Genomic DNA, 24,127 nt, shown 5'->3' with positions numbered 1-24,127 from the left:
CAGCCGCCCAAGAGGCGGTTTTTTATTGCCTGGAGGAAAGCATGGGCGCAGCTCTGCAAATGGACATTCACGGCGAGAAGGGCGGCAGCAGCAAGCCAAAAACGCCTACTGAGGCGCCGGATAGCCTGCGCTCCGTGGCAATGGCGAAGATCCTTATCGCAATGGGCGAAGGGGAGTTTGCCGGCAATCCGACCGCGCAGGACATCTACCTCGACAACACGCCACTGCAAGATCCGCAAGGAAACATGAACTTCCCGAACGTGAAGTTCGAGTATCGCAACGGGTCGATTGAGCAGGATTACATCCAAGGCATTCCGTCGGTAGAGAACGAAACCACCCTTGGCATTGAGCTGCGTAGCGGCACGCCTTGGGTTCGTGCGATTACCAACACCGAACTGTCGGCAGTGCGGCTGCGCTTTTCTTGGCCAATGCTTCAAGCCGTCGATGCAAGCGGCAACGTGAATGGCTACCGGATTGAGTACAAGGTCGAGCTTTCCACCGATGGCGGGACATATCAGCAGGTGCTGAGTGAGGCGGTCGACGGAAAAAGCGGAAGCACTTATGAGCGTACTCGCCGTATTGATTTGCCCGCCGCTGCAAGCGGTTGGCTGATACGCGTGACCCGCATCACTCCCAATCAGAACAACCCCAACAAAATCGCCGACACGATGAACATCGCCGGCTTCACCGAGGTGATCGACGCGAAGCTGCGGTACCCGAACACCGCGCTGCTCTACATCGAATTCTCGGCCGAGCAGTTCCGTAACATTCCGGCAGTGACTGTCGACACCCTGCTGAAAAAGCTGCCAGTACCGAGCAACTACAACCCCGAGACACGAAGCTATACCGGAATTTGGGACGGCACTTTCAAGCAGGCTTGGTCGGATAATCCTGCGTGGATGACTTACGACATCACCGTCAGTGACCGCTTCGGCCTTGGCCGGCGGATCAAACCGTGGCAAGTCGACAAGTGGGAGCTGTACCGGATAGCCCAGTATTGCGACCAGTTGGTGCCGGATGGGAAGGGTGGCCAAGAACCTCGTTTCCTTTGCAGCTTGAACTTGCAGGGCAAGGCCGACGCCTGGTCGCTGCTGCGCGACATCTCGGCGATTTACCGAGGCATGACCTACTGGGCCCAAGGCCAAGTTTTTTCGCTTTCGGATATGCCGCGCGCCACCGACTTTGACTTCGCTTACACCAGGGCGAACGTGATTGACGGCAAGTTCACCTACTCGAGCGCATCGGAGCGCACCCGCTACAGCCGTGCCCTGATCAGCTACGACAATCCGGCGAACAACTACGACACCGATGTCACCGCTGTGACTGACCCTAAGCTTCAGCGCCGTTATGGTGACAACCCTCTGGAGATCAGCGCAATTGGCTGTACCCGCGAATCGGAGGCGCAGCGCCGCGGTAAGTGGGCGCTACTCACCAACTCCCGCGACCGCGCAATCACTTTCAAAGTCGGGCTTGATGGTCGAATTCCGCTGCCGGGATATGTCATCCCCGTGGCTGATGAGTTACTTGCCGGCCGCCCCATCGGCGGGCGTATTTCGGAAGTCGCTGGACGCACCATCAAACTGGATCGCGACACTCAAGCCAAGGCTGGTGATCGGTTGATCCTCAATTTACCGAACGGCACCTGCGAAGGGCGCACCGTGCAGTCGGTTTCGGGCCGCGCGATCACTGTCACGGCCAATTACTCGGTAGCCCCTGAGGTCGAACTTGTTTGGGCGCTGGATGCAGACGATCTGGCTGTACCGCTGTATCGAGTTACAGCAGTTTCTCGGCCGGAGCCGGGCGTGTTTGAAATCTCGGCCGTCCAGTACGACCCGAGCAAGTTTGCGCACATCGATACCGGTGCACGACTGGAAGAACGTCCGATCAGCGTGATTCCGATCACTGTGGTTCCGGCGCCGGTGAGCGTATCCCTGTCGTCGACTTCGTCTGTTGCGCAGGGGCTGGCGGTGGCCACCATGACCATCAGTTGGCCTGCCGTGGATGGCGCGGTCGGTTATGACGTGGAATGGCGCAAGGACAGCGGCAACTGGATCAAGCTGCAACGCACCGGCATGACCAACGTTGACGTGGTTGGCATTTATGCTGGCGCTTACGTGGCTCGCGTCCGCGCGGTGAGCGCCTTCGACATCTCGTCGATCTGGCGCAACTCGATTCTGACCAACCTCAGCGGTAAGCAGGGACTGCCACCGGCGCTGGCGTATCTCAAAACAATCAGCAAGATTTATGGCATCGGGCTTGATTGGGGGTTCCCACCTGGTGCGGAAGACACTCAACGAACCGAAATCTGGAACAACAAGGTCAACGATCTGGCTACCGCTGTGAAGTTGGCGGATTTCGCCTACCCGCAATCGAATCACGAAATGCAGAACGTCGTTCCGGGTACCAGCCTGTTCTTCTGGGGCAGGCTGGTGGATCGCATCGGTAACGTCGGACCGTGGTATCCAGTCGTGAATGGTGTCAACGGACAAGTCAGCATCGACCAGTCCGAGTATGAGAAATACTTCCTCGGCAAGATTCAGGAGTCAGCGCTGGGCGAGCAGCTACTGAAAGAGATCGGCAAGATCTCTGGCGATGGTGAAGGCTCGGTCAATGAGCGGCTTGAGGAAGCCAAAAAGGAGCTGGAAGACCTGATAGGCGAAATCACCGATGCGATGATTTATGACCCAGCGAAGCCGTACGGAAAAGGCGAGGTGGTGCGACTCGATGGGCGTCTGTTCTCGGCCATCAAGGCTGTTCCGGTAGGCGCCGCGCCGCCCGATCCCGTGTTCTGGTACGACATGGGCACGATTGCCGAAACCACCAATGCCATGGCTTTGCAAATCCAGACACATTCGATGCAGATCGAAACCATCGACGGCAAGGTCACGGCGCAAGCGTCGACGATGCAGGCACTGCAAGCTGCATGGCGAGAGGATGACGGCACAGGCGCGATGAATGAAGCGCTGAACGCCTATCAAAGCACCGCGAGTATCGTTACGAACGACAAGGTGAGAGCTGAAGAGAACCTGGCATCGGCGACTCGCATCACCACTATTGACGCTGCTGTAGGGAAGAATGCCGCCAATCTCACCATCCTTGAGTCTGCGGTCGCCACAGACAAGGAGGCCACGGCGCAGAAAATCGAAACGATATCGGCTACGGCCAATAACGCCACAGCGAAAGCCGAGTTTGCCAGTACGGCCGTTTCTGGACTTAACGGCAAGGTGTCCGCGCTCACTACCATCAAGACGTCCACCACAGTGGGTGGCAGGACGGTGATGGCAGGTCTGGCCATTGGCGTAGAAGGCGAGACGCAGGAGTCGCAGATTCTCGCGTTCGCTCAGCGCTTCGCGATTCTGGACGAGGTCAGCGGGCAGATTATTGCGCCTTTCGTTGTTCAGGGCGGCCAGGTGTTCATGAACACAGCGATCATCAGTCAGGCGTTCATCAAGGAACTGGTTCTCGGGATGACGCTGCGTTCTGCCGCGCTCAACTCGCAAGGGCTCCCTCTGCTGGAAATCAACATTCCCGCCGGGACGTTCACACTTCGTGGTCAGTCCAGCACCGGCTACACACTGCTGAACAACAACGGGATCTACGTGTATGACCTGAACTACATCGAGCGCGCTGCTCTCGGGAAGATGACGTAATGGACTACTACGGTGCGAGAACAAGAAACGCGGCGGGAGTTGTAACGCTTGAATCTTCGACCATGACAGTCCGGTCGATTGTGACAAGGCAAGTCACCGTCCCGCCCATCACCAGCGACTTCACAAGCTTTATAAGCATGCCGGAAATCAGCGCACAGTCGTTCGTGTGCGTGACTCTGCCTGACCCTACCAACGAGAACGCGTCCCTGCCAGCTGTGTTCTGGTCGGCAGGGCAGCTTAGAGTTCGGCGTGGACAGGGGATGGTGCTCAACGTTTTTATCCTGACCTACCAATAGGAGGAGGCATGGACTACGGATTCAGGTCGCGCAACGGCCAGAACTTCTTTCAGATCGATAGCGAAAACCGAGTGCTGAATGTGGCTGCGTCCGGCACTTATGCGATTGGGAAGCCTCCGACCGCACCGGTAACCATCACGCAAGCGATCATCACTTACCCGTCACCCATAACGACCGCTGATGCCCCGCATGTCTTCTTGAATCCATATAACCAGGGCATGTACCACTCGCTCGTGCAGATGGGCGGGCCGGGAAACTGGACGGGCTTCTACTTCAGGCTGCATCTGATGGCCCCGTTCAATAGCTCTGATTGCAGTGGTCGCTGGCTGGTAGCAACATTTCGTTCGACTTCACCACCCAACGAATACGACCTGCGCCTGCGCAATGCGGCCGGCGAGCAGATCTTTGTCGGGGCTGACAACCTGCTGGTGATGACCGGGCTTCCGATCAATGAAGGCTGGTCACTGGACAACCGGGGCGGCGAGGTGTCGGGGATTTACTGGAGCGGATGCCAAATGCCTTGGACGGGCTCTTACGAGGACTATTTTTTAGCTTCCACATTACTCGGCGGAAAAATCTACAACGGCAACACAACGCTCGCCACACCGTGTGGCTTTCATGCGGGTGTTCGGACAACGCTGAATGGCTACGTCGGCGCAATGGTGAGTTCGGAGGGCGGTACCGCGAAGAGCGGTAGGACTACTTTTGCCGCGAGACCCATGCACCCGCTGTGAGCAGACAACTAATACCGGCCCGCCAAGTGCGGGTTTTTTATTGACCAAATTTAGGAAACATCTATGCCATGGCTTAGAGGCGGGACCGTCGCGGTCACCAGCGGATCAACGACGGTTGTCGGTACCAACGCGGACTTCGCTGCAAATTCGCGAACAGGTGACGCATTCATTGGACCGGACGGGATTAGCTACGAGATCGGTAATGTCGCTAGCGCAACCGTCATTTCAATCATTCCCGCTTATAAGGGGCCGACAGCCAGCGGTGTCGCTTACGCCATCATGCCGGTGCAGGGGTATCCAAAAGCACTGGCGGACGCGTTCAACAATATCAATCTGCAGTGGGGTCCAACTCTCGCCGCGCTCGGCACTACCGGCAACTACGATGTTCTTCCCGTCAGCAAAGGTGGGACGGGCGGTGTCGATCAGGCGGATGGGCGCGCCGGGCTCGGGCTTGGATCTGCGGCGACTGAAAATGTAATCCCGGTGACGAAGGGAGGCACTGGTGGCACGGATCAGGCAAGTGCACGTGCGGGGCTGGGGCTTGGATCTGTAGCAGTTGAAAATACTGTGCCCGTGACGAAGGGAGGCACTGGTGGTACGGATCAGGCGTCAGCGCGCGTAGGACTAGGACTTGGCACTGCCGCCATCGCAGCTATTCTCGGAACGGTATCGCAATCCGGTGGTATTCCTACCGGCGATGTTATGCAGGCAGTAACAAACGCCAACGGGACGGCTTTCAAGCTCGCTTCTGGAGTAATGCTTTGCCTGTCACCCCCGCTGACTGTGGCGGGAACCACTGCGTCGTTTGGTGCGTTGTTTATCTCTCCGACGGCTACAGGATGGTTTTACCCAGTTGCATTTGTCGGCGCATCGCCTTACGTGGGAGGCACAAATGGTAACTCAGCGCAATTCTCGATCAACTCGCGAACGACCAGCATTTCCTCAGCTGAATTCGTAGGGATTTACCCTGCATCGTCTTCAGGCGCCCTCACTGTTTTCGCTTTTGCAATCGGGAGATGGTTCTGATGCGTATAAAACTTTCACCGCAGCGACGTGACGACACGCTGCAAGTAGTCAGATCGGGGAAGGTGCTTGTGATCAATAGCGAGCCTTTTGATTTTTCGCAGATGGCCGACGGCGATTATCTTCCTGTGTCTGCGATCAGCTCACCCTGGTTTGCCGGGGCTGTAGAGAACGTTGAGGGCGAGCTTATTCTCACTCTATTGCTTCCGCTTCCCGACAACTTCAGCCCGGAGCAGGCGTTTCCAGCCGATCTTGTTGATATCCCAGATGGCGCGGTCGCCTTCCCAAAACCGTTGCCGGAGGTTGAAGAATGAATATCGATTGGTCCCAGCTCGTAACCAGGTCCATGAAAGAAGAAGCGGCGGCAGAGCAGGTTCTCGCCACTGTTGTTGCCGAGAACGCCCGCCGCCGCGCCATTGCTGATAAGGCGATACCCCCGCTTCAAGATGCAGTCGATATCGACGAAGCCACCGAGGAAGAGGTCGCGCTGTTGAAAGCGTGGAAAAAATATCGTGTCGCGCTGAATCGTCAGCCTGAGGAGCCTAGCTACCCGACTGACGTTACCTGGCCAATACCGCCGAACTGATTTGCCACAACAGCTGCAACCCGCCATCGAGCGGGTATTTTTTTGCCTGGAGAAACGTATGCCTATCACTCAGCAGCAGTTGCTGCAGATCCTCCCGAACGCCCGCAGCCAAGCGGGCGTTTTTGTTACTGCTCTGAACACTGCCATGCAGCATTACCAGATTGTTGGCCCGAAACGCGCCGCCGCATTCATTGCCCAGATCGGCCATGAGTCTGGCCAACTGCAATACGTGCGCGAGATTTGGGGGCCAACGGCGCAGCAGAAGGGATACGAAGGTCGCGCCGATCTGGGTAACACCATCAAAGGCGATGGCTCCAGGTACCGTGGTCGCGGCCTGATCCAGATCACCGGTCGAGCCAACTACGCCAAATGCGGCGAGGCACTGGGCCTTGACCTAATCAGCTTCCCCGAGCTGCTCGAGCTGCCACAGCATGCCGCTATGTCGGCGGCATGGTTCTGGAAACAGAATGGGCTGAACGACCTGGCTGATCGTGACCAGTTCAACACGATCAGCCGCCGCATCAATGGCGGTCTGAATGGCTTGCAGGATCGGCTGGAGATCTGGTCGCGTGCGCGGGCGGTGCTGGCGTGATCGCCGTACCGTGGAAAGCGGTCGGCGTGTTGGCGCTGGTCTTGATCGGCGCCGGCAGCGCCTGGCAGTTTCAGGACTGGCGCTACGGGGAGCAGTTGGCAGAACAGGAACGGCTGCACGCCGACACCCTCAACCAGTTGACCCAGGCTGCGGCGGCCGTGCAACAGGCCGAGCAGAACAAGCGCTTGGCATTGGAGCAGCGCCTGTTGACCAGTGAACAATCCCACTACAAGGAACTGAGCGATGCTCAAAAGAACCAAGATCGCCTGCGCGATCGCCTTGCCACTTCTGATCTGCGGCTGTCAGTCCTCATCGATGCAACCGACGCTGCCAAAGGCTGCGGGGTGCCAACCACCTCCAGCGCCGGCGGCGTGGATCATGCAGCCGTACGCGCCCGACTTGACCCAGCGCATGCTCAACGAATTATCGCCATCACCGACATCGGCGACCGGGGATTGATTGCGCTGCAGGCGTGTCAGGCGTATGTGAAGGCTGTTAGCTCTCCCGCTCACGCTTATCCCTGAGCAGGCGCTGATTTTCATAGAACAAATGGTTCCGCTGGTATTCGACGTCGGCAAATCTGCGTTTTTCGCTCAGTAAATCCCCTTCGGCGTACTGAAGGTTTGCCCTGAGGGAATTTCTCTCCTGCGTGAGCGCATCATTGTCTCGAACCAACCCATCAATATTTGCCAGCGCTCGCTCAAGCTTCAGGGTAAGGGCTTCAAATTCGTTTTCGTACATCCTGAGCTGGTGCTGGCAGGTTTCGAGCGACGTCGGGGTACCGAGCCAGTCGTCGGTGTCTTCTATATAGAGCGGTTCCACTGCTGCGATTACCTGTACTGTTTGGATATACAGTAATCGAGGCGAAGCAGGTGGGCGAGGGTAAGGCGACGAAATGTCAGTCAGGAGCCATCAAAACAGCCAGGCTCATTTTGATGAACTCTTCGTTGTGGTCGATCACGTAGAGCGCGCCGCGAACGTTCTCGGCTACGTCTGCCGAGCCGCGCTCCTCGACCCATTTGGTGAGTTCCATGATGGCGGCTTCGAGTGCGAGCTGGTTTTGGTTGATTTTGAAAAGCAGGGAAGGGAGCAGATCTGAATTTGGCATGCGGTTTCCTCCGTGGAAGAATCCAGCGTAGCAGGGGATTGGTGTTCGGTCGGCAGGACGCCGGGAAGGTGCCAAAATGGCTCAGTGACTTTCCGAGTGACTTTGTAAAACTCGGTTGCGCACCGTTGGGCATCGTTGCAGCGAGCGCCCGGCGCGAAGCCTCTGGTTTGGCGGGCTGTAGAGCAGTCCGCTTGCATGGGGTGCTAGGGGTCGAGTGTTCGAATCACTCCGTCCCGACCATATAATTCAATGACTTAGCCCAACTCTAGCCAGTTGGGCTTTTTCATTGGTGGGGAGTTTTTCGGGACTTCATCCAGTTTTCCTTTTCAGGATCGTCAGTACCGGCCCGCGTGAGTCTGTTGCTGATACCATATTCGCAGCCTCAATCAGATGCCCGAGCTCGACGCCCGAGTAATGACTGGTGATGCTGCCGTTCTTGTGTCCCAGCAAAGCCTTTCGGTCTTCCTGCGTGACACCTGCCGCCCGAAGGCGACGGCCAAACGTGTGCTTCAAATCGTGCACCCTGATGGATGCATACCCAGGGTGAGCGGGGCGAAGGTTTTCCTCCTGCCAGAGTTTTGCCGCTCTCACCCGTGCCTTTTTCCAAGCTGAGTCGTTCATGCGATGCAGCGCGGTGTCGTTGTAAGGGAACACCCAGTCCTTGCTCAGGCCCCGCTGCTTGTCGATGATCGACTTCGCCACAGTGTTGAGCACGACCAATCGCTCATCGCCGTTCTTCACGCCTGATCGCTCGTTGCGGCCGCCGAAGTCTGACGGTATCAGGAACACGCTGGTGCCAAGCTCTGGCACCGATATCTCCCAGTCCCACCTCAACTTGCAGACCTCTTGCTCGCGACATCCTATGTTCACTTTGAACAGGGCCATCGTTTGCAAGTGAGCTGGCAACTCTCCGAAAAGGATCGACTGCTCTTCCCATGTCATGGGGTAGGGCTCGCGAACCTTTTTCTTCAAATCAAGCTTGGCCAGCATCGGTACCGAATCAAGCCAAGGCCTGCGCTCCTCGTCCCGCCACTTCCTTGCACAAAGCGATAAAATCCGGATCACCCGTTCGATTGAAATGTTTATCGTGCGAGGTGCTACTGGCTTCAGTTGCTTGCCGCACGGCAATAGCATTCCCTTCAAACGATCCTTCACGAACGGCTCAAGTGCCTGGTCATCGATATGCGTCAATGGCAGGTCTTTGAGATAAGGGTGCAAGTGCTTCAGATGGTGCGCCGTCAGCTTGATTGATGGCTGATCCTTGCTCTCGATCAGAAACTTTGTTGCCGCTTCTTCCCAAGTTCTCGTTCGGCGTACGCCATACACCTTTTGCTGCCGAAGCTGCTCAAGGCGGTGAATCAGGTACTGCTCTGCTTCTTGCCTGTCACCAGTTCCAGTGCTTTCTCGAAGTCGCTCACCTCGGAAAACCTTGTCGATTTGCCAGACTCCACCTTTCTGGTAGAGACCGGAGATCGCTTTTCTCGCCATGGTTTGCCTCCTTTGGCTTCACCCTGGCGCTCGCTGCGGGGGTGATTGTTGTCCTGATTCGCCGCCTTTTCAACCGACCTTCTCTCGACATAGGCATCTGCCCACTCGTCAAGCTCGATCCGGTCGAAGGCCACGCCCTGTTTCCCGATTGGGAATTCGCGGACGCTAGGGCGCACTGTTTTGTTGAATTCGTCCCGGCACATGCCGAGATATCCAGGAGCATCGCCAAACCTGATAAAGCGCGGTTGAATGCTGCTGGCCTTTGCCGCTGTGGCGTTTGCCATTGTGATGTTCCATACCGCGCGTGGCGGCAGAAGGGGGTAGATATTGAGTAGTCGCACCTGGTCTACAGTTGGTGTACGCGCTACTTAATGTGGAGGAAAATGGATGTTCAGCAGGTATCCCGAACAGAAGCAGAGTCGAAGGGTGATGGGAGCTCTTGGCGCCGCAGTCCTTGCGTTGGGTATATTTCTGATTGCCATCGAGGGAGTGGGTGGAGTTCTTTTCACCGTCATTGGGAGCGGTCTATTACTGTTGGTATTTCTTGCGAATGAAAAAACGTATGCGAGAGCAATGCGTGTTCTAGGTTGGTTCGACGGACTTTCGTGAGTGGATTTCTTACCGCCACATCCGGCTCCCGGTATGCCCGGGCGATACCGGTGCTGGCGCCGCCACCGCCGGCGAACAGGTCAACCACCAGTTCCTTTTCGAACGGCAGGCCCATGCTCGGCTGGCCATGGATGAACTGCGGCAATTTCTGTTGTGCGGACATAGGGCATCCTCGCCGGCTGGCGTGATTCGTAGAAGTGGGGTATTTGTGTTCGGCCCGGCATGAACTGGGCTTGGAGGCGTGATGTTGATTTACAGAGGCGTGAACACGATTCTTGATGCGTACTGCAGTGGCTTGATCAAGCCCAAAGGCCTTCGTGCTGAACTGGAGGTTGAGTGTGGCGACGCCAATGCGAACTTCGGGGTTGATTCTTTAGAGCTTGGTAGCTCACCCAGCACTGCGCAGTATCTCCACAACATCTGCAGTGATACTTATCAAACAAGCTACGTTTCATTTACAACATCTGAAGAAGAAGCCAGAAGGTTTGCAACTAGTGGAAAAATGGAATCCGGATGGGTCTATGTGACTGATACCGAGATGCTTGAGGCTGTTGGCATATCGGCTGGGGCCGAGCCAGGTGAGCGACTGAACTCAGATGAAGCAGAAGTATTGGTGAACCTTACCGATCACGAATTCCTTCCCGCAAAACTGATAATCAAAAAGTACGGCGTTGATGAGGGCGGCGTACCGATCAATGATCAATCGTGCTGACCGATACGCATAGCTTCGCGGTCGTAAGCCGAGCAGTGCGATCTTGTGCTCGATGTCTTCGAGCTGCTCGTCAATCAGTGATTTAACCGGTGCCGTACTCATGCCGCCTCCTTGCGCTGCTGACAGATGTCACGCAGCCGCTTGCAGTAGTGGTTGACCGCCCACCTGCATCAAATCACAGAATCGGTTGTTATCGAGCGCTGGCGAATTGAACACGGCCGTGGAACTCGGCGCCGGAAACGTAACCGGCAGCTCCGCAAGCTTGAGATGCTCCTAGCGGCATGGTCAAATAAGTAGTGGCCTTTTGCTGCGGTAATCTCAGTTGAAACAGAATCGCGGAATAATCACATTTTTCTCGGCAATGACTTTGCTCTTTATCTTGGTACAGGTATGGCATGCGAAGACAGCCCCGGAAGAGAAAATGCAGGAGCGTGAACGCCAGCTAAAAGGTCTCGCGCTAATCATGAGTGTTCAGTCCGGAAAAGCATCTGATGACTCAACTCGCATCGACTCGGTGACCTACAGCGATGAGGTCATGCGTATCTCTTACACACTCACAAAAGTAGCGAAGGACGAAATCGATACCGATGAGTTCACCAAGGACGCTAAAGCGCTTGCAGTTTCTGCATTCTGCAATGAAAAAGGTTTAGGACAGTTCGTAAAAACGGGTCTTTCCATTAACCTTCTGTACAAGGATTCAACCAGCTCACCGATAGTTGAGTTTCAGATAGGCAAGTCCGACTGCCTCTGAAGGCATAAAAAAAGCCCGCTGATGCGGGCTTTTTTGAATGTGTCGGCCGCATTTAAGTCATTTAAAAACACCAGCGTTGGAAAGCGCAGTCAAAAGTGGTGCCGCCATGCCCGGATTGGATGCTAAGGCTTTGATTAGCTCTGCGGGATTTACTTCTTCTCCATTCTGACTTCTAGAGAACAGGTCAATGAGCTCAGGTGACCCCATAATTGCCATCATCGCGGCTACTTCAGGAGGGGCTTCTGGGGTCTTGCGATAATCTTGAAATTCAAATTTTGTCAGCTTCGCGATTTCGAGAAAGTGGTTGTCAGTGTGTACTGGATCCTCTTCGAAATGAGCGAATGACTTGGATAACTCTGTAGCCAATACCTTGAGCCCAGGCAGTGAGTGTTCATACCCAATGTGGCGGAGATGAGAAATGTCAAAAGGCGCTCTTGGACCCGACAAGTCTTTGATGATGATGGTTCCGGGTTTACTGGCGTGACGCAGTCCAAGCTCGTAAAAAACGTTGGGGTTAGGGTATGTGACATCTGCAACGACGTAGTCAGAGCGCATAATTCGCGTGACGATGTCGGTTGTAATGGTGCCCGGAGCGGAAATATCGTCAGCGCGCTTAATATCCAGGTCTGGCCGAGCTCTTAGAAGCGCCTCTCTGATTAGGTCGTCATACCGGCTCCTAAGGTCAGAACGCCTAATCGTCTGGCCGTCGAACTCCTGATCACCAATTGCCATAACCACGAAACAAGTCTTCTTTGTCATACCTTACTTCCTTGCAGTAATTGATGCCCTGCTGTGTGCGAGGCGGGTGGACTTCCAAATTATTTACGGTTACTCGTTGAAGACCTGACTATCCCTTTGGATAGCGCTTGAAAAGGTCATCCGTGGCGTGCGCGGCGCCATTCATGCGTAATCCTTTGAAATGCTACGTCGTGGAGGCTAAAGGCTACTATCCGAGATCGGTGGGGTGTTACTGAGGATTCGTACAGGCTGATTTGATGCTTTGGCCCAAGCGTGTTCAGAGCTTCGGCTTGGGGTGAGCTAAATATTTTTTGGGCGGTGCCGATATTCTCTGATTCATATACCAACGGAGTGGCAACGCATGGAAGTAAGCAATACCCAAGGCGAGTATCAGAAGCCCAAAAACCTAGCCGGGCTGGGGCGGCGGTGGGGAGGACAAATGATTGACTCAATAATCACCTTCGTTCTGTTCTACATCGTAGGTTTAACAGCCGAGTTTGTTGGTTTGCCACCAAGCGTGGTTGGCATCTTGGCTTTAGGCTCAGGTGCGGCGTATTACCTGTTTTCCGATGCAATGCCCAACGGTCAAAGCTTGGGTAAAAAGCTGCTGGGGATGTCAGTGATTGATGAGCGCAGCTACCTTAGCTGCAATCTATATCAATCTTTTATGCGCAACATCACGACGCCGTTTCTGAGCATTCTTGACTGGATATTTATTTTCTTTGGCTCACGGAAACGGCTTGGTGACATGCTCGCATCTACGATAGTGATCCGATCCAAGTAAAAGCAAATGCTACAGTCACCCCCTTTCAGGATGAGGAAGAATCATGCGGATTTTGATAGGGGCTTTGGCGGTGGCGATTGGCGGGGTGCCAGCGTCTATCCAGATCAGCGCAAAGCAGTAATAAGGATGTTACGTGTTTCGAAAGGCGATTTTTCTGGTGTTAATTGCCAGTGTGAGTGGGTGTGCGGCAACCGCTATGCGGATGGATTACGACAAGCACCGATGCCCCTATATCGGTGTGCGGTTCGACTGGTGGGCGGTGGGCGCCAGCAATGGAAAACTGATTCCCTTTTTACTAATCGACGCGCCATTTTCGTTGGTGGTCGACACCGTCTTTTTCCCTTTTGAATATCAATACAGCTGCAACCTTTAAGCTGTTAAGAGGCGTCCGCATCGAGCTGTGATCTGGCCGGGGCTCAACCGGCATTCGGCGAAAGGGGTAGCCCTATAGGCGACCGGTTGGCACATCCGCTGCCCGAGACTTAGCCTCAGATCACACCCCGATGTGCTCTCATAAGGACGCCGCGCTTTTGGCTGGCACAAAGACGACCTGACCGATTGGCGAGCGTGGCTAGCCTTTCTCACTACAGGCTTGGCCTGTTCCGTTTACCTGACTGGCATGGTGAGCGCCTACCTTGGCGTGACTGAGCCGAACATCGTCATCGGCGTTAGCTTCCAGCTCGGCACGTTCGGCGGATCGCTGCTTGCGGCCATAAACCGAGCCATCAAAGCCGCTGACCTCTGGGCGCTAATTCGCCAACGGTTTGGGGGAGGCAACCGATGACGACATCTGCCTGCACAACACTCAAATTCGCGATGCCAGGCCGATCCTCATGTAAGCCTGCTCCAACCCGAAGTAAACATCAGCGCTCGTCGCGCACCTCCATAAGTGCAAATCCCAATAGATTCAGCCCCTGCCACGCATTCGGATTACTAGCGTTCACATCATCCTGAGCGAGTCCAATTCCCCAGATGCTATCCACCGGACTCGCCTCAACGATAATGCGAGAAGCAGTCTCTTTCAGGTAATTGTTCAGCTCCGGATTTTGCGAGAACTTGGCCCGATTTGCGCGGACGACAATTTCATATCTGTGTTGCAGCCAATCCTGATCATTGAATCCCGCTACGTTGCGGCCAAGTGCTTTGGCTGCATTAGGGGTTGGGGCCTGGAGCACTCGAGCGCGAATGTCCTGGTCGCCGAACAGTGCTGCCTTCTCTGCCATCATGTAATGTTCGGCGGTTGGGTAGCATTGCCCTTCGATAGTGAATTCGGCGACGTACCACTGGCTGAAGCAAGCGGCAGTCATGCCTTTTTTACTTCGCTGGTGTCCCCAGAAAAAAGCAAACTCCAGATTCTCTCCCGCGTTGAAGCGGGCGCGCAGATCTTCGAGATATTTAGAATCGTTCAACGGGGCTTCCTTGGTGATCGACTTTCAATGGAGGAAGTGAGGCAAACGGTGTTGCTTTCGAAACCTGTCTCTTCAAGGCTATCGCGAGCATCACCGCAGCCGTAAGGCCGGGCATCAGAAAAATGTAGGTGGTATCTGGAAAAGACTGAGTAAAGATTGCCCAGATCACGCCCCAAATGGCTGTAACAATCACACCGACTATGAGCGTGGTTTTGTTTGAAACGCGCGGTGTGCTGGACATCGCAAGTCTATAAATTTTCCAGATCGACCAGAGACAGAAAGTCGAAATTGCAATTATTGTCAGCTCAGCCGGAAGCTCGCGCCAGCTCCTGGTACCGACTGTCCCCACAACAAGAAAGAATGTGCCTGTGAGAAAAAGCAGGGTCACTGGTAGTAGTCCGGCAATAGCACCTATTGTGAGCACTATGCGCAATATTGTGAGGTAGTCCATTAGCCCCGCCGATTCGGTACCGCTATTAAAGACGGACTTAATACCGGCAGGCTGCAGATATTTCAAGCTTGGGTAAAGTCTTTATTGCCTTTGCTCGCCCTTGCTATCACTTGAATCACTGGACCCCGCAGCATCCTTCTCCGTAGCTTCCGAATCCGCCCCTGAATTCGATCCCGACGCCTCTTCACCTTTCTTGTCAGCCTTATCCTCCTTGGACTCAGAGTTATTCGACTTATTCAGCCCGGGAATCGCGCTAGGCGGCGCTGATCCTTCCGCAGTCTTTTCCACTGCCAAGGCAAAAGGCGTCGCAATCAAAAACACACTGGCAAGTGAAAATGCAGCAATCTTGCTATTCATGATCCAGCCCTTCCGCACAGAGGTTGTACTTATTGGAAGGGGCATGAATCGCAACGTGCCAAGCGTCTGACGAGTGGCAAAACCCGAAGGCGGCAAATTGCTGGCCCCCAGGCTTTCGCTTCCCCGGCAAAATCGCCTTTTTTCAAAAGGTTAGGTTGGCTATATGCGGACGATTGTCATCACCGTTGCAGCGCTTTCCCTGGCTGTTTTTGCCTCGGGAACTCAGGCAAAAGAACTGAGCAAGAGTCACCGTTTTGCCTGCACCTGGGGCTCCGACATTGCTGCCGGGGCGCAGCAGTCGAAGTTGACGGGAGTCTCGTTGTACGGCGCTCGCAAGCAGTTGCAGGTGCGCAGGTTCCAGCAGCCGTGGATGCGCATGACCGCCATGGGCATTACCGAGCAGACCTACAACAGTAGCTCGCGGCTCAAACCGGCAGCGGTGAAGCAGACCTATTACGAGCAGTGCGTCAGGCACGAACTGGCGCAGCGATGAAATGAACAGCCCGACCTGAAGAGGCCGGGCTTTTTCATGCCTGTTGAACACGCGGTGTTATTTTTCGCTTTCGCAATTGACCATCCACGACACGCCAAAACGATCCACCAGCATGCCGAAGCGTACCGCCCAGAAAGTCGCCTCCAGCGGCATGTCGAAACGGCCGTCCTTGGCCAGCGCATTAAAAACGCGCTCGGCTTCGGCGATGCTGTCGACGTTCAGGGAGATGGAGCAGCCGCTCATGCCTTGAGTCGGACGATCGGGTGTGGTGTCCGAGGCCATGATCATTTGGTCACCGACCTTGAGGCAGGTATGGATGATCAGGTGGTGATGCTCCTTGGGCACCTGCTCGGCGGCGGGTGTTTCGCCGAACGTCATCATGGTTTCGAGTTTCCCTTGCAGGGCTTGTTCGTAAAAGGTGAAAGCGTCGCGACAGTTACCGTTGAAGATCAGATAGGGATTGATTTTCATGTCTCTGCTCCCGGCAGTCAGGCGCGGAGAGAGGCGGTTAGTCGCCAGGTTCCGCGTTGGGCGGTTAAAACATAGCAGAGCTTTTGACCTGCGCCTGGGTAGAGTTATTCAGGATATTTTTGTCTGATTCTCTACTGTGAAAGTCGAGGGCCGGGCTGGAGTACCATAGCCCGCTACGATCACCTTCCGAGCCCAATGCCCTATGCCTGTTCTATCGCGTTTTACCTCGCTTCTCGACCAGGCACGACGTGCCTTGCAGTTGGTCTGGGGGACATCGCGCGGATTATTTTTGGGACTGGTACTGGCAACATTGATCGCCGGTATATTGCCGGCGCTGGCGGCTTGGCTTGGACAGCGCATTGTTGATGCGGTAGTCGCGGCGATGCAGTTGCACGCGCAGCAGGGCGACGCGCCGTTGTGGCCGGTTTTGCGTTACGTGCTGATGGAGGCGGGGGTGTTGGCGCTGTTGTCCGGTACGCAACGTGCGTTGTCAGTTCAGCAGTCGCTGTTGCGGGTGCAGTTGGGGCAGAAGGTCAACACGCTGATTCTGGAGAAGGCGCAAACCCTGTCGCTGGTGCAGTTCGAGAACTCCGAGTTCTACGACAAACTGGTGCGCGTGCGCCGCGAAGCCTCGACCCGGCCGTTGGCGCTGGTGATGAAGTCATTGGGGTTGATCCAGAACCTGATCATGCTGATCAGCTTCGGTGTGCTGTTGCTGCACTTTTCGCCGTGGGCGCTGGTATTGCTGGTCATCGGTGCGTTGCCGGTGTTCTTTGCCGAGGCGCATTTCTCTGGCGATGCCTTCCGATTGTTCACTCGGCGCGCCCCCGAGAGCCGTCAGCAGAGTTACATCGAAACGCTGTTGTCCCACGAGGCCTACATCAAAGAGGTCAAGCTGTTCGGTATTGCACCGCTGCTGTTGCAGCGCTACCGCGACACCTTTGCCCGACTGTACGCAGAAGACCGGAACCTGACTTTACGCCGTGATGGCTGGGGTTTTGCCCTCGGTCTGCTCGGCACTGCAGCGTTTTATTTAGCCTATGCGTGGGTGGTGCTCGACGCGGTGCACGGTCAGATCAGTCTGGGACAGATGACCATGTATCTGGTGCTGTTCAAGCAGGGGCAAAGCGCGGTGAGCAGCAGCCTTGGCGCGATCAGCGGTCTTTACGAAGATGGTTTGTACTTGTCGAGCCTTTACGAATATCTTGCCGAACCCGTATTGGCAGACACGGGGCACCTTACTGTTGGCGTATTGCCGGGCGATGGTTTGCGCTTCGAAAACGTCTGTTTCCGCTATCCAGGTTCGAGTCGCGCAGCGCTCGATGGCATCGATCTGCATCTGGTACCGGGCCGCAGTCTGGCACTGGTCGGTGAGAACGGTTCGGGCAAGACCACGCTGATCAAGTTACTGACCCGACTCTATCGCCCTGATCAAGGAAGGATTCTGCTCGATGGCAGTGATCTACAGGATTGGGAGCAGTCCACATTACGCCGGCGTATTGGCGTGATCTTTCAGGACTACATCCGCTACCAATTCACCGTCGGGGAAAACATCGGCGTCGGCGATACCCTGGCCTTCACTGACCAGCAGCGCTGGAAAGATGCGGCCGCCGAGGGTATGGCCGCGCCGTTCATCGAAGGGCTGGACCGAGGTTACGCGACGCAACTCGGTCGCTGGTTTGCCGGCGGGCAGGAATTGTCCGGAGGGCAATGGCAGAAAATCGCCCTGTCCCGTGCCTACATGCGCCGTGACGCCGACATCCTGATTCTCGACGAACCGACCTCAGCGCTCGATCCGGCTGCCGAAGCAGCGGTGTTCGAGCATTTCAGCCAGCACACCGAGGCTCGCATGACCTTGTTGATCTCCCACCGTTTTTCCAGCGTACGTAATGCCGATCACATCATCGTCCTGGAAAACGGGCGGATTCTGGAGCAGGGCGATCATGGCAGCCTGATCGCCGCTGCCGGGCATTACGCCGAACTGTTCGATTTGCAGGCGCGTGGCTATCGCTAGGAATCCTGTGCGTTATGCACGATTGCAGGTCCAGCCACATGCGGCGCGGGTTTGGACTGCATCAAGGCGTCAATCGCCTTGCGATAATTCTGCCCGCCAAGCGCCATGCTGTTGTTGTGGGTCGCGCCGGGCACCAGCAGCAACCGCTTGGGTTGCTGGGCGGCGTTGAACAATTGCTCGCTGAAGCGTGACGGAACGAAGTCGTCGGCCAGTCCGTGCACCACCAGCAATGGCATATGAATCTCGGCGATCTTGTCGATGGAATCGAATTTCTGCGACAGCAACCAGCGCACCGGCAGCGAGGTTTTGGCGACGGCAGCGGCAACATCGGCCAGCGAGGTGAACGTCGACTCGATGACCAGTCCACGTACCGGTAGCGGTGTGTGATCCCGGACAGCGTTCTGCCCGAGTTCCGCCGCCAGATCAATTGCCACTGCACCGCCAAGCGAATGTCCGTAGATCAGGCGTTTGTTTGGATCAGGCTGCAGCAACTTGAAGCGCTCCCAGGCGATCCGCGCATCTTCATAAACACTGCTTTCCGATGGCAGATCACCGTGGCTTTGGCCGAAACCACGATAGTCGATGGCCAGCACCGAATAACCCGCTGCACGCAATTGCTCGATACGAAACAACTGACCGGTCAGGTTCCAGCGCACACCATGCAGATAAAGGATGGCCGGGGCATTCGGCCGTTCCGCCGGCCACCACCACGCGTGAATGTTCTGCCCGGCCTTTAGCGACTTGGGCTGCAGATCGAGTTCCTGCACGCTGCCCGGCAAGCCGTGATACCAGCCTGCCGTGCCGGGTTCGATACGGAACAGTAATTTGCGTTCGGTATGTTCCAGCACGGCACAACTCGCCGGCACGCCGATTATCAGGGCGGCCATGCACGCGAACGCCAAACGGCGGCGACGGAGTCGGGTCATGAAGGCGAGGAGCATTAAACGTTTCACCACTGCGTAGAGAGAAAACGCTTTTTACCAGATGCCTGACGCCGCGCGTGACATTTTCGACCACCGTGCACGTGTAACGATTACAAGATGCTGCGGCAGGTCAGTCGATCTGCAGCACGATCTTGCCGATGTGATCGCCAGCCTCCATGTGTGCGTGGGCTTTGGCTGCATCGCTGAGCGGATAGACCTTGTCGATAATCGGCAGGCATTTGCCTTTGGCCAACACCGGCCAAACGTGTTCGCGCAACTGATCGGCAATCGCGGCTTTTTCCGGGCCGGTGCGGGCGCGCAGCAACGAGCCGGTCACTACCGCTCGTTTGCCGAGGATCGCCAGCAGATCAATGTCATTGGCGCGGGCGCCGCCGAGGAAGCCGAGCATCACCAGCCGTCCGTCCATCGCCAGTGCGCTGATATTTCCGTTGAGGTACGAGCCGCCCATGATATCGAGGATCACGTTGACCCCTTTGCCTGCGGTTTTTTCAGCAATGACAGCGGCGAAGTCTTCTTCGCGATAATTGATTGGCTGACCGCCCAGTTCGCGGATCGCTGCACATTTATCCGCGCTGCCAGCGGTGGCGAAGGCTTCGATACCGAATTCGCGGCAGAGCATCAGTGCGGTGGTGCCGATTCCGCTGGTACCGCCATGAATCAAGGCGCGCTGACCACGGCTGGCTCCGCCGAGGCCGAACAGGTTGGCCCACACGGTAAAGAATGTTTCCGGGAGGGCGGCCGCTTGCACCCAGTCCAGACCTTCGGGGATCAGCAGCGTCTGACTGGCTGGCACTGCACAATATTCGGCATAACCGCTGCCGTTGGTCAGCGCACAAACCTTGTCCCCCACGGCGAATTGGCTCACACCTGTACCGACTGCCACCACTTCGCCAGCCACTTCCAAGCCAGGATGCGGGTCCATGCCCGGTTTCATCGGGTACTTGCCGGCACGCTGCAACGCGTCCGGGCGATTGATGCCGGCAGCGTGCACGCGAATCAACACTTGGCCTTCGGCCGCGACCGGCAGCGGCACGCGCTTGGGTTGCAGAACTTCAGGGCCACCGGGCTCAGTGATTTCGATGCGGGTCATTTCGTTGGGCAGGTTCATGGTGTTTCCTTCATATAAGAGATCAGTAATTGGGAGCGCGGGGAGGACGTAATGATTCCCTTCGATTCACATTGCAACGCTACGGACGGAAGGTTTATGGCGACCAGCATATCGGCTATCTTTGCTGCATAAGTGCAGCGATTTGGCGGCAGGCTGATGCAAATACGCATCATCAGGGGGGCGAGATGAATTGGGATGATGCGCGGGTGTTTCTCGCGGTGTGTCGCGAGTCGACATTGCGCGGCGCGGCGCGGGTGTTGGGGGTCGATCAGGCCACTGTCGGACGGCGTGTTACTGCGCTGGAGAAGTCACTCGACGCAACGTTGTTCCTGCGCGCGTCAGACGGTTATGCGCTGACACCGGTTGGGGAGGCGGCGCTGGCAGCGGTTGAGAAAATGGAGCATTCGGCGCTGGAGCTGGAACGGCAGATTCAGGGGCTGGATGATCGCCTGACGGGCAATGTCAGGATCACTACTACCGATTCGCTGGCCATCGACTTCCTGATCCCGGCCATCGCCCGTCTACATCAACAGCACCCGGATGTGCGCGTGCAACTCGACGCCTCCACGCAATTTCTCAGTCTGGCCAAGCGCGAAGCTGACATCGCCGTGCGCAACACCCGACCGGACAATCCCGACGTGATCGCCCGACGCATTGCGCGTTGGCCGGTGGGGTTGTTCGCCTCACGGGAATACGTCGAAGCCAATGGCACACCGCAACCGGGCAGTGCTTTCGAGGGCCACGATCTGGTGGTCTATCAGCCATATTTGCAAAGCCATAAAGACATGACGCTGGTCTCCGAGCCGATCAGTCGTGGGCGAATAGTCGCCAGTCTCGGCTCCAGCCTGTTGATACGCCGATCAATTGCGGCCGGAATCGGTGTAGGAGAAATCCCGGTGTACATGGGCGAGCGCGATGGTCTGGTCAGGCTCTGGCCGGAGCGTACTCGACCGCTGCCTTATGAAGTGTGGCTAGTGACCCACGCGGATCTGCGCCATACCGCGCGGGTGAGGGCAGTGATCGAGCAGATTGTCGAGGCGTTTGCTTTGGAGATTGAACAGGCGATCTGACGAACTTACCTTGCCTGACGAAACTGCCTACATCAGTAGCGGAATCCGCCGGCTTGTGGGCTTTGGGGCAGGGATCTATTGTTCGTACAACTCGGGGCGAGACGTAAAGCTCACTCGGGAGTGACCTGCCAAGGAAGGTATCGGTAACCCCATGAAGGTGTCGAATTGAAAACCAGGGAATTCAGTCAATATCAAAACAATGACATGTCGGGCAAAGGTCAGAGTACTCAAACCATGAACACTATCAGTCGTGAAGAATTCAATGCCAGGATCGAGACTATAGAGACCCGAATGGATGTTCGGGTAGAGGTTATGTCGGCAGATATTCATGGGTATCTTGCGGTTCAAGCACAACGTGACAAGGCTCGAGAGCAGATTCAAGCAGAGCGAGACATACGCTACGACTTGATTACCCTGGAAATTAGAAAAGCCGCCAATGGCGCTGAAGAGGCCGCCAAACAAGCCTCGACCATGAAGGCCAGCTTCTGGGCAGCCACTGCCGTCAACTTGATCGGAATAGTCTCTATCGTTATCGGTGCCTGCTACGCCCACCAGGCCAATATGTACGTCGCTATCCAGACAACCCTGGCAGCCATTCAGGCAGGCAAGGAAGTAAATATACCGAAGCCCGGCACACTGGAGCTTCTTGTACCGCCACAATAAAAAACGGCCTTCATTTGAAGGCCGTTTTTGTGGACGTTGAAACACTACCTCATGGCATTTGCGGCAGTTCCTGTGGCCGCAGATCAAACACCAGCACCTCGGCATCCACGCCGTTGCTCAAGGTCAGTGCCTGTTCTTCGCGAACCCGCACGCCGTCGCCTTCCTGCAACTGCACGCCGTTGAGTTCGACACTGCCGCGAGCCACATGCACGTAGGCATAACGGTTGGCCGGCAATTCAAGCGTGGCGCTTTCCTTGCCATCGAACAGACCGGCGAAGACTCGCGCATCCTGACGCACTTTCAGCGATCCGCTGGCGCCGTCCGGCGAGATGATCAGTTGCAGGCGACCGCGTTTTTTCGCAGGGCTGAAATGCTCCTGCTGGTAGCGCGGTTTGGCGCCACTGACTTCCGGCACGATCCAGATTTGCAGAAAGTGCACCGGTTTGGTCGCCGAGTGGTTGAACTCGCTGTGGGCCACGCCGTTGCCAGCGCTCATCAGTTGCACGTCACCAGGGCGGATCACTGAACCTGTGCCCAGTGTATCTTTGTGTTCCAGCGCACCTTCCAGCACATAGGAGAAGATTTCCATGTCGCGGTGCGGGTGCTGGCCGAAGCCCTTGCCGGCAGCAACACGGTCATCGTTGATCACCAGCAGGTCGGAAAAACCCTGCTCCCGCGGGTCACGGTAGCTGGCGAAAGAAAAGGTGTGAAAGGACTTCAGCCAGCCATGATTGGCGAGGCCACGGTCGGAGGCTTTGCGAAGGGTCAGCATGATGAAATCTCCTTTCTGGACGTTGATTCGTCCGAGTGAGAAGAAGGTTACTGTTAATCAAGCGAAGCAATAAGTAGATGGAAATTGAAACACTGTCCGCTTCAGGTTGACAGTTTTGCGAGATTGATCACGGATTCTTTTCCGACGTTCGCCGCGCACTTGGCCATAATGCGAAATCTTCAACTCAGTGATGTACATCCATGAAAACCGTGGCAATGGTGCTGTTCCCCGACTTTCTCCTGCTCGACATGGCAGGGCCGATGGAGGTCTTTTCCGTCGCCAATCGTTACCTGAAACCGGAAGATCATTACCACCTGACCACGCTGGGCACGGAGGACGGCGCATTGCGCGCTTCCAATGGCGTGTGGGTGCAGACCGACCGCCACATTGATGACCCGTTTCAAACCTATGATTTGCTGTTGGTGCCGGGCGGGCCTGGCGCCTACAACGAAAAACATCCGGCACTGCTGGCCTGGCTGCAAAGCGCTATCGGTCATGCCAAACGCTACGGTTCGATCTGCACCGGTGCTTTTGTGCTCGGTCATGCCGGGTTACTTGACGGCTATCGCGTGACCACCCACTGGAATTATCTCGAACGTCTGATCAAGGCGTTTCCCCAGGCCAGTGTCGAGATCGATCAGATCTACACCGAAGACCGCAATCTGATTACCTCCGGTGGGGTGACGGCAGGCATTGATATGGCGTTGGCCGTGGTGGCGCAGGATCACGGGAAAAAAGTCGCGCAGGACGTGGCGAAAGTGTTGTTGGTGGTGATGAAACGCCAAGGCGGGCAGGCGCAGTTCAGCCCGTTGATGTCAGCCGTGTCGCCGCAGGAAACCCCGATCACCCGGGTACAGCATCATGTGCTGGAACACCTTGATGAAGCCTTCACCGTCGAACGCATGGCCGGGCTGGCGAACATGAGCGCCCGGCACTTTGCGCGAGTGTTTGCCCGCGAGGTGAATATGACGCCGATGGAGTTTCTGCAAAGTGCCCGCATCGACTGCGCGCGCAATCTGCTGGAAACCACCGAGCTGCCGTTGAAGACCGTGGCCTATAAAAGCGGTTTTGGCAGTGTGCGGCATATGCGTTTTCTGTTCGGCGAAAAGCTCGGTCTGACCCCCGCGCAGTACCGCGAACAGTTCAGCTAGAGCGGTTGTGTCCGTCTGGCGCACGCGGTTGTCCGTGTTGCGCACTGCGCGCTGGTTGTGCCGTCACTGGTGCCTGCCAAGATAGAGGCATCGCTTGGAAGGGAGAGGCGCATGGCGCCGTGGGCATAATGCTCGCGACGTATTTGCGCGTGA

Annotated in this window: 29 protein-coding genes, 1 tRNA gene and 1 pseudogene; 18 read left to right on the top strand and 13 right to left on the bottom strand. The window is 56.2% G+C overall.

Annotated features, from left to right (window positions below; all coding sequences use genetic code 11):
- The first annotated feature begins 41 nt into the window (after positions 1-41).
- The 7 genes from ACIOZM_RS08145 (at position 42) to ACIOZM_RS08115 (ending at position 7,405) form a co-directional block, all read left to right on the top strand.
- Positions 42-3,650 (top strand): host specificity protein J, encoded by a 3,609-nt coding sequence (locus ACIOZM_RS08145; protein ID WP_401211728.1) that lies wholly within the window; start codon positions 42-44, stop codon positions 3,648-3,650.
- Positions 3,651-3,954: 304 nt separating this feature from the next.
- Positions 3,955-4,680: a hypothetical protein gene (locus ACIOZM_RS08140; protein ID WP_401211725.1), complete on the top strand. Its 726-nt coding sequence runs from the start codon at positions 3,955-3,957 to the stop codon at positions 4,678-4,680.
- Between the two features lie 63 nt (positions 4,681-4,743).
- A complete protein-coding gene (locus ACIOZM_RS08135) occupies positions 4,744-5,706 on the top strand; it encodes a hypothetical protein (protein WP_401211722.1) in 963 nt (320 codons plus the stop codon).
- Positions 5,706-6,017 carry a hypothetical protein gene (locus ACIOZM_RS08130; protein ID WP_401211719.1) on the top strand — a complete coding sequence of 104 codons (312 nt, stop codon included), beginning with the start codon at positions 5,706-5,708 and terminating at the stop codon, positions 6,015-6,017. The genes ACIOZM_RS08135 and ACIOZM_RS08130 overlap by 1 nt, the downstream gene beginning before the upstream one ends.
- Positions 6,014-6,289, top strand: a complete 276-nt coding sequence (locus tag ACIOZM_RS08125; protein WP_401211716.1) for a tail fiber assembly protein — start codon at positions 6,014-6,016, stop codon at positions 6,287-6,289. Before ACIOZM_RS08130 ends, ACIOZM_RS08125 begins: the two co-directional genes overlap by 4 nt.
- 58 nt (positions 6,290-6,347) lie before the next feature.
- Positions 6,348-6,881, top strand: a complete 534-nt coding sequence (locus tag ACIOZM_RS08120; protein WP_401211713.1) for a glycoside hydrolase family 19 protein — start codon at positions 6,348-6,350, stop codon at positions 6,879-6,881.
- Positions 6,881-7,405 (top strand): lysis system i-spanin subunit Rz, encoded by a 525-nt coding sequence (locus ACIOZM_RS08115; RefSeq protein ID WP_401211931.1) that lies wholly within the window; start codon positions 6,881-6,883, stop codon positions 7,403-7,405. The genes ACIOZM_RS08120 and ACIOZM_RS08115 overlap by 1 nt, the downstream gene beginning before the upstream one ends.
- Here ACIOZM_RS08115 and ACIOZM_RS08110 read toward each other — a convergent pair.
- On the bottom strand, positions 7,377-7,703 hold the full coding sequence (locus ACIOZM_RS08110; RefSeq protein WP_401211710.1) for a hypothetical protein: 327 nt from the start codon (positions 7,701-7,703) through the stop codon (positions 7,377-7,379). The two genes, ACIOZM_RS08115 and ACIOZM_RS08110, sit on opposite strands and share 29 nt — an antisense overlap.
- A 76-nt stretch (positions 7,704-7,779) precedes the next feature.
- Positions 7,780-7,989: a hypothetical protein gene (locus ACIOZM_RS08105; RefSeq protein WP_401211707.1), complete on the bottom strand. Its 210-nt coding sequence runs from the start codon at positions 7,987-7,989 to the stop codon at positions 7,780-7,782.
- 171 nt (positions 7,990-8,160) lie between these two features.
- Here ACIOZM_RS08105 and ACIOZM_RS08100 point away from each other — a divergent pair.
- Positions 8,161-8,229 (top strand) — tRNA-Pro (locus ACIOZM_RS08100).
- 69 nt (positions 8,230-8,298) lie between these two features.
- On the opposite strand, the gene ACIOZM_RS08095 is transcribed toward ACIOZM_RS08100, so the two are convergent.
- The 3 genes from ACIOZM_RS08095 to ACIOZM_RS08085 all read right to left on the bottom strand — a co-directional run bounded on the left by ACIOZM_RS08095 (position 8,299) and on the right by ACIOZM_RS08085 (position 10,249).
- Positions 8,299-9,426, bottom strand: a complete 1,128-nt coding sequence (locus tag ACIOZM_RS08095; protein ID WP_401211928.1) for a tyrosine-type recombinase/integrase — start codon at positions 9,424-9,426, stop codon at positions 8,299-8,301.
- Positions 9,348-9,761: a hypothetical protein gene (locus ACIOZM_RS08090; RefSeq protein WP_401211704.1), complete on the bottom strand. Its 414-nt coding sequence runs from the start codon at positions 9,759-9,761 to the stop codon at positions 9,348-9,350. The genes ACIOZM_RS08095 and ACIOZM_RS08090 overlap by 79 nt, the downstream gene beginning before the upstream one ends.
- Positions 9,762-9,988: 227 nt before the next feature.
- Positions 9,989-10,249 (bottom strand): hypothetical protein, encoded by a 261-nt coding sequence (locus tag ACIOZM_RS08085; RefSeq protein WP_401211702.1) that lies wholly within the window; start codon positions 10,247-10,249, stop codon positions 9,989-9,991.
- Positions 10,250-10,330: 81 nt separating this feature from the next.
- On the opposite strand from ACIOZM_RS08085, the gene ACIOZM_RS08080 reads away from it, so the two are divergent.
- Both ACIOZM_RS08080 and ACIOZM_RS08075 read left to right on the top strand, forming a co-directional pair.
- Positions 10,331-10,798, top strand: a complete 468-nt coding sequence (locus tag ACIOZM_RS08080; RefSeq protein ID WP_401211699.1) for a hypothetical protein — start codon at positions 10,331-10,333, stop codon at positions 10,796-10,798.
- A gap of 322 nt (positions 10,799-11,120) precedes the next feature.
- A complete protein-coding gene (locus ACIOZM_RS08075) occupies positions 11,121-11,549 on the top strand; it encodes a hypothetical protein (protein ID WP_401211697.1) in 429 nt (142 codons plus the stop codon).
- Between the two features lie 57 nt (positions 11,550-11,606).
- Here the strand turns inward: ACIOZM_RS08075 and ACIOZM_RS08070 are convergent, their stop codons facing one another.
- On the bottom strand, positions 11,607-12,308 hold the full coding sequence (locus tag ACIOZM_RS08070) for a hypothetical protein (protein WP_401211694.1): 702 nt from the start codon (positions 12,306-12,308) through the stop codon (positions 11,607-11,609).
- Between the two features lie 340 nt (positions 12,309-12,648).
- On the opposite strand from ACIOZM_RS08070, the gene ACIOZM_RS08065 reads away from it, so the two are divergent.
- From ACIOZM_RS08065 to ACIOZM_RS08055, 3 genes and pseudogenes are all read left to right on the top strand, one after another.
- Positions 12,649-13,071: an RDD family protein gene (locus tag ACIOZM_RS08065; protein ID WP_401211692.1), complete on the top strand. Its 423-nt coding sequence runs from the start codon at positions 12,649-12,651 to the stop codon at positions 13,069-13,071.
- 133 nt (positions 13,072-13,204) lie between these two features.
- Positions 13,205-13,444, top strand: a complete 240-nt coding sequence (locus tag ACIOZM_RS08060; protein ID WP_401211689.1) for a YceK/YidQ family lipoprotein — start codon at positions 13,205-13,207, stop codon at positions 13,442-13,444.
- A 162-nt stretch (positions 13,445-13,606) separates the two neighbouring features.
- Positions 13,607-13,855, top strand: a pseudogene (locus tag ACIOZM_RS08055) (MFS transporter); the annotation flags it as partial.
- A gap of 79 nt (positions 13,856-13,934) precedes the next feature.
- Here the strand turns inward: ACIOZM_RS08055 and ACIOZM_RS08050 are convergent.
- Genes ACIOZM_RS08050 through ACIOZM_RS08040 form a run of 3 tightly spaced genes read right to left on the bottom strand, consistent with a single transcriptional unit; the run spans position 13,935 to position 15,288 of the window.
- Positions 13,935-14,480 carry an NADAR family protein gene (locus ACIOZM_RS08050; protein WP_401211686.1) on the bottom strand — a complete coding sequence of 182 codons (546 nt, stop codon included), beginning with the start codon at positions 14,478-14,480 and terminating at the stop codon, positions 13,935-13,937.
- Positions 14,467-14,997 (bottom strand): hypothetical protein, encoded by a 531-nt coding sequence (locus tag ACIOZM_RS08045; protein ID WP_401211683.1) that lies wholly within the window; start codon positions 14,995-14,997, stop codon positions 14,467-14,469. The genes ACIOZM_RS08050 and ACIOZM_RS08045 overlap by 14 nt, the downstream gene beginning before the upstream one ends.
- 15 nt (positions 14,998-15,012) lie before the next feature.
- The gene (locus tag ACIOZM_RS08040) at positions 15,013-15,288 is read right to left on the bottom strand and encodes a hypothetical protein (protein WP_401211681.1); all 276 of its coding nucleotides are present in this window, start codon (positions 15,286-15,288) and stop codon (positions 15,013-15,015) included.
- 163 nt (positions 15,289-15,451) lie between these two features.
- Between ACIOZM_RS08040 and ACIOZM_RS08035 the strand changes: the two genes are divergently transcribed.
- Entirely contained in the window at positions 15,452-15,781 is a 330-nt protein-coding gene (locus tag ACIOZM_RS08035) for a hypothetical protein (protein ID WP_401211679.1), read from the top strand.
- Positions 15,782-15,838: 57 nt separating this feature from the next.
- Here the strand turns inward: ACIOZM_RS08035 and ACIOZM_RS08030 are convergent, their stop codons facing one another.
- On the bottom strand, positions 15,839-16,252 hold the full coding sequence (locus ACIOZM_RS08030; RefSeq protein WP_401211676.1) for a VOC family protein: 414 nt from the start codon (positions 16,250-16,252) through the stop codon (positions 15,839-15,841).
- Between the two features lie 202 nt (positions 16,253-16,454).
- On the opposite strand from ACIOZM_RS08030, the gene ACIOZM_RS08025 reads away from it, so the two are divergent.
- On the top strand, positions 16,455-18,266 hold the full coding sequence (locus ACIOZM_RS08025; RefSeq protein WP_401211674.1) for an ABC transporter ATP-binding protein: 1,812 nt from the start codon (positions 16,455-16,457) through the stop codon (positions 18,264-18,266).
- Here ACIOZM_RS08025 and ACIOZM_RS08020 read toward each other — a convergent pair.
- Together ACIOZM_RS08020 and ACIOZM_RS08015 are read right to left on the bottom strand one after the other, a co-directional pair.
- Positions 18,263-19,207, bottom strand: coding sequence for an alpha/beta hydrolase (locus ACIOZM_RS08020; RefSeq protein ID WP_401211671.1), 945 nt, complete (start codon positions 19,205-19,207; stop codon positions 18,263-18,265). The genes ACIOZM_RS08025 and ACIOZM_RS08020 overlap by 4 nt on opposite strands.
- A 112-nt stretch (positions 19,208-19,319) precedes the next feature.
- On the bottom strand, positions 19,320-20,318 hold the full coding sequence (locus ACIOZM_RS08015; RefSeq protein WP_401211668.1) for an NAD(P)H-quinone oxidoreductase: 999 nt from the start codon (positions 20,316-20,318) through the stop codon (positions 19,320-19,322).
- Between the two features lie 185 nt (positions 20,319-20,503).
- On the opposite strand from ACIOZM_RS08015, the gene ACIOZM_RS08010 reads away from it, so the two are divergent.
- Complete coding sequence (locus tag ACIOZM_RS08010; RefSeq protein WP_401211665.1) at positions 20,504-21,388, top strand: LysR family transcriptional regulator; 885 nt, start codon at positions 20,504-20,506, stop codon at positions 21,386-21,388.
- Between the two features lie 165 nt (positions 21,389-21,553).
- Positions 21,554-22,051 (top strand): hypothetical protein, encoded by a 498-nt coding sequence (locus ACIOZM_RS08005; RefSeq protein ID WP_401211662.1) that lies wholly within the window; start codon positions 21,554-21,556, stop codon positions 22,049-22,051.
- 49 nt (positions 22,052-22,100) lie between these two features.
- Here ACIOZM_RS08005 and ACIOZM_RS08000 read toward each other — a convergent pair whose 3' ends face one another.
- Entirely contained in the window at positions 22,101-22,823 is a 723-nt protein-coding gene (locus tag ACIOZM_RS08000; protein ID WP_401211659.1) for a pirin family protein, read from the bottom strand.
- A gap of 200 nt (positions 22,824-23,023) precedes the next feature.
- On the opposite strand from ACIOZM_RS08000, the gene ACIOZM_RS07995 reads away from it, so the two are divergent.
- On the top strand, positions 23,024-23,974 hold the full coding sequence (locus ACIOZM_RS07995) for a GlxA family transcriptional regulator (RefSeq protein WP_401211656.1): 951 nt from the start codon (positions 23,024-23,026) through the stop codon (positions 23,972-23,974).
- Positions 23,975-24,127 lie beyond the last annotated feature (153 nt).

This window comes from Pseudomonas sp. NPDC087346, assembly GCF_044744235.1.
Classification (GTDB): domain Bacteria; phylum Pseudomonadota; class Gammaproteobacteria; order Pseudomonadales; family Pseudomonadaceae; genus Aquipseudomonas.
This window is presented reverse-complemented; position numbering and strand designations above follow the sequence as displayed.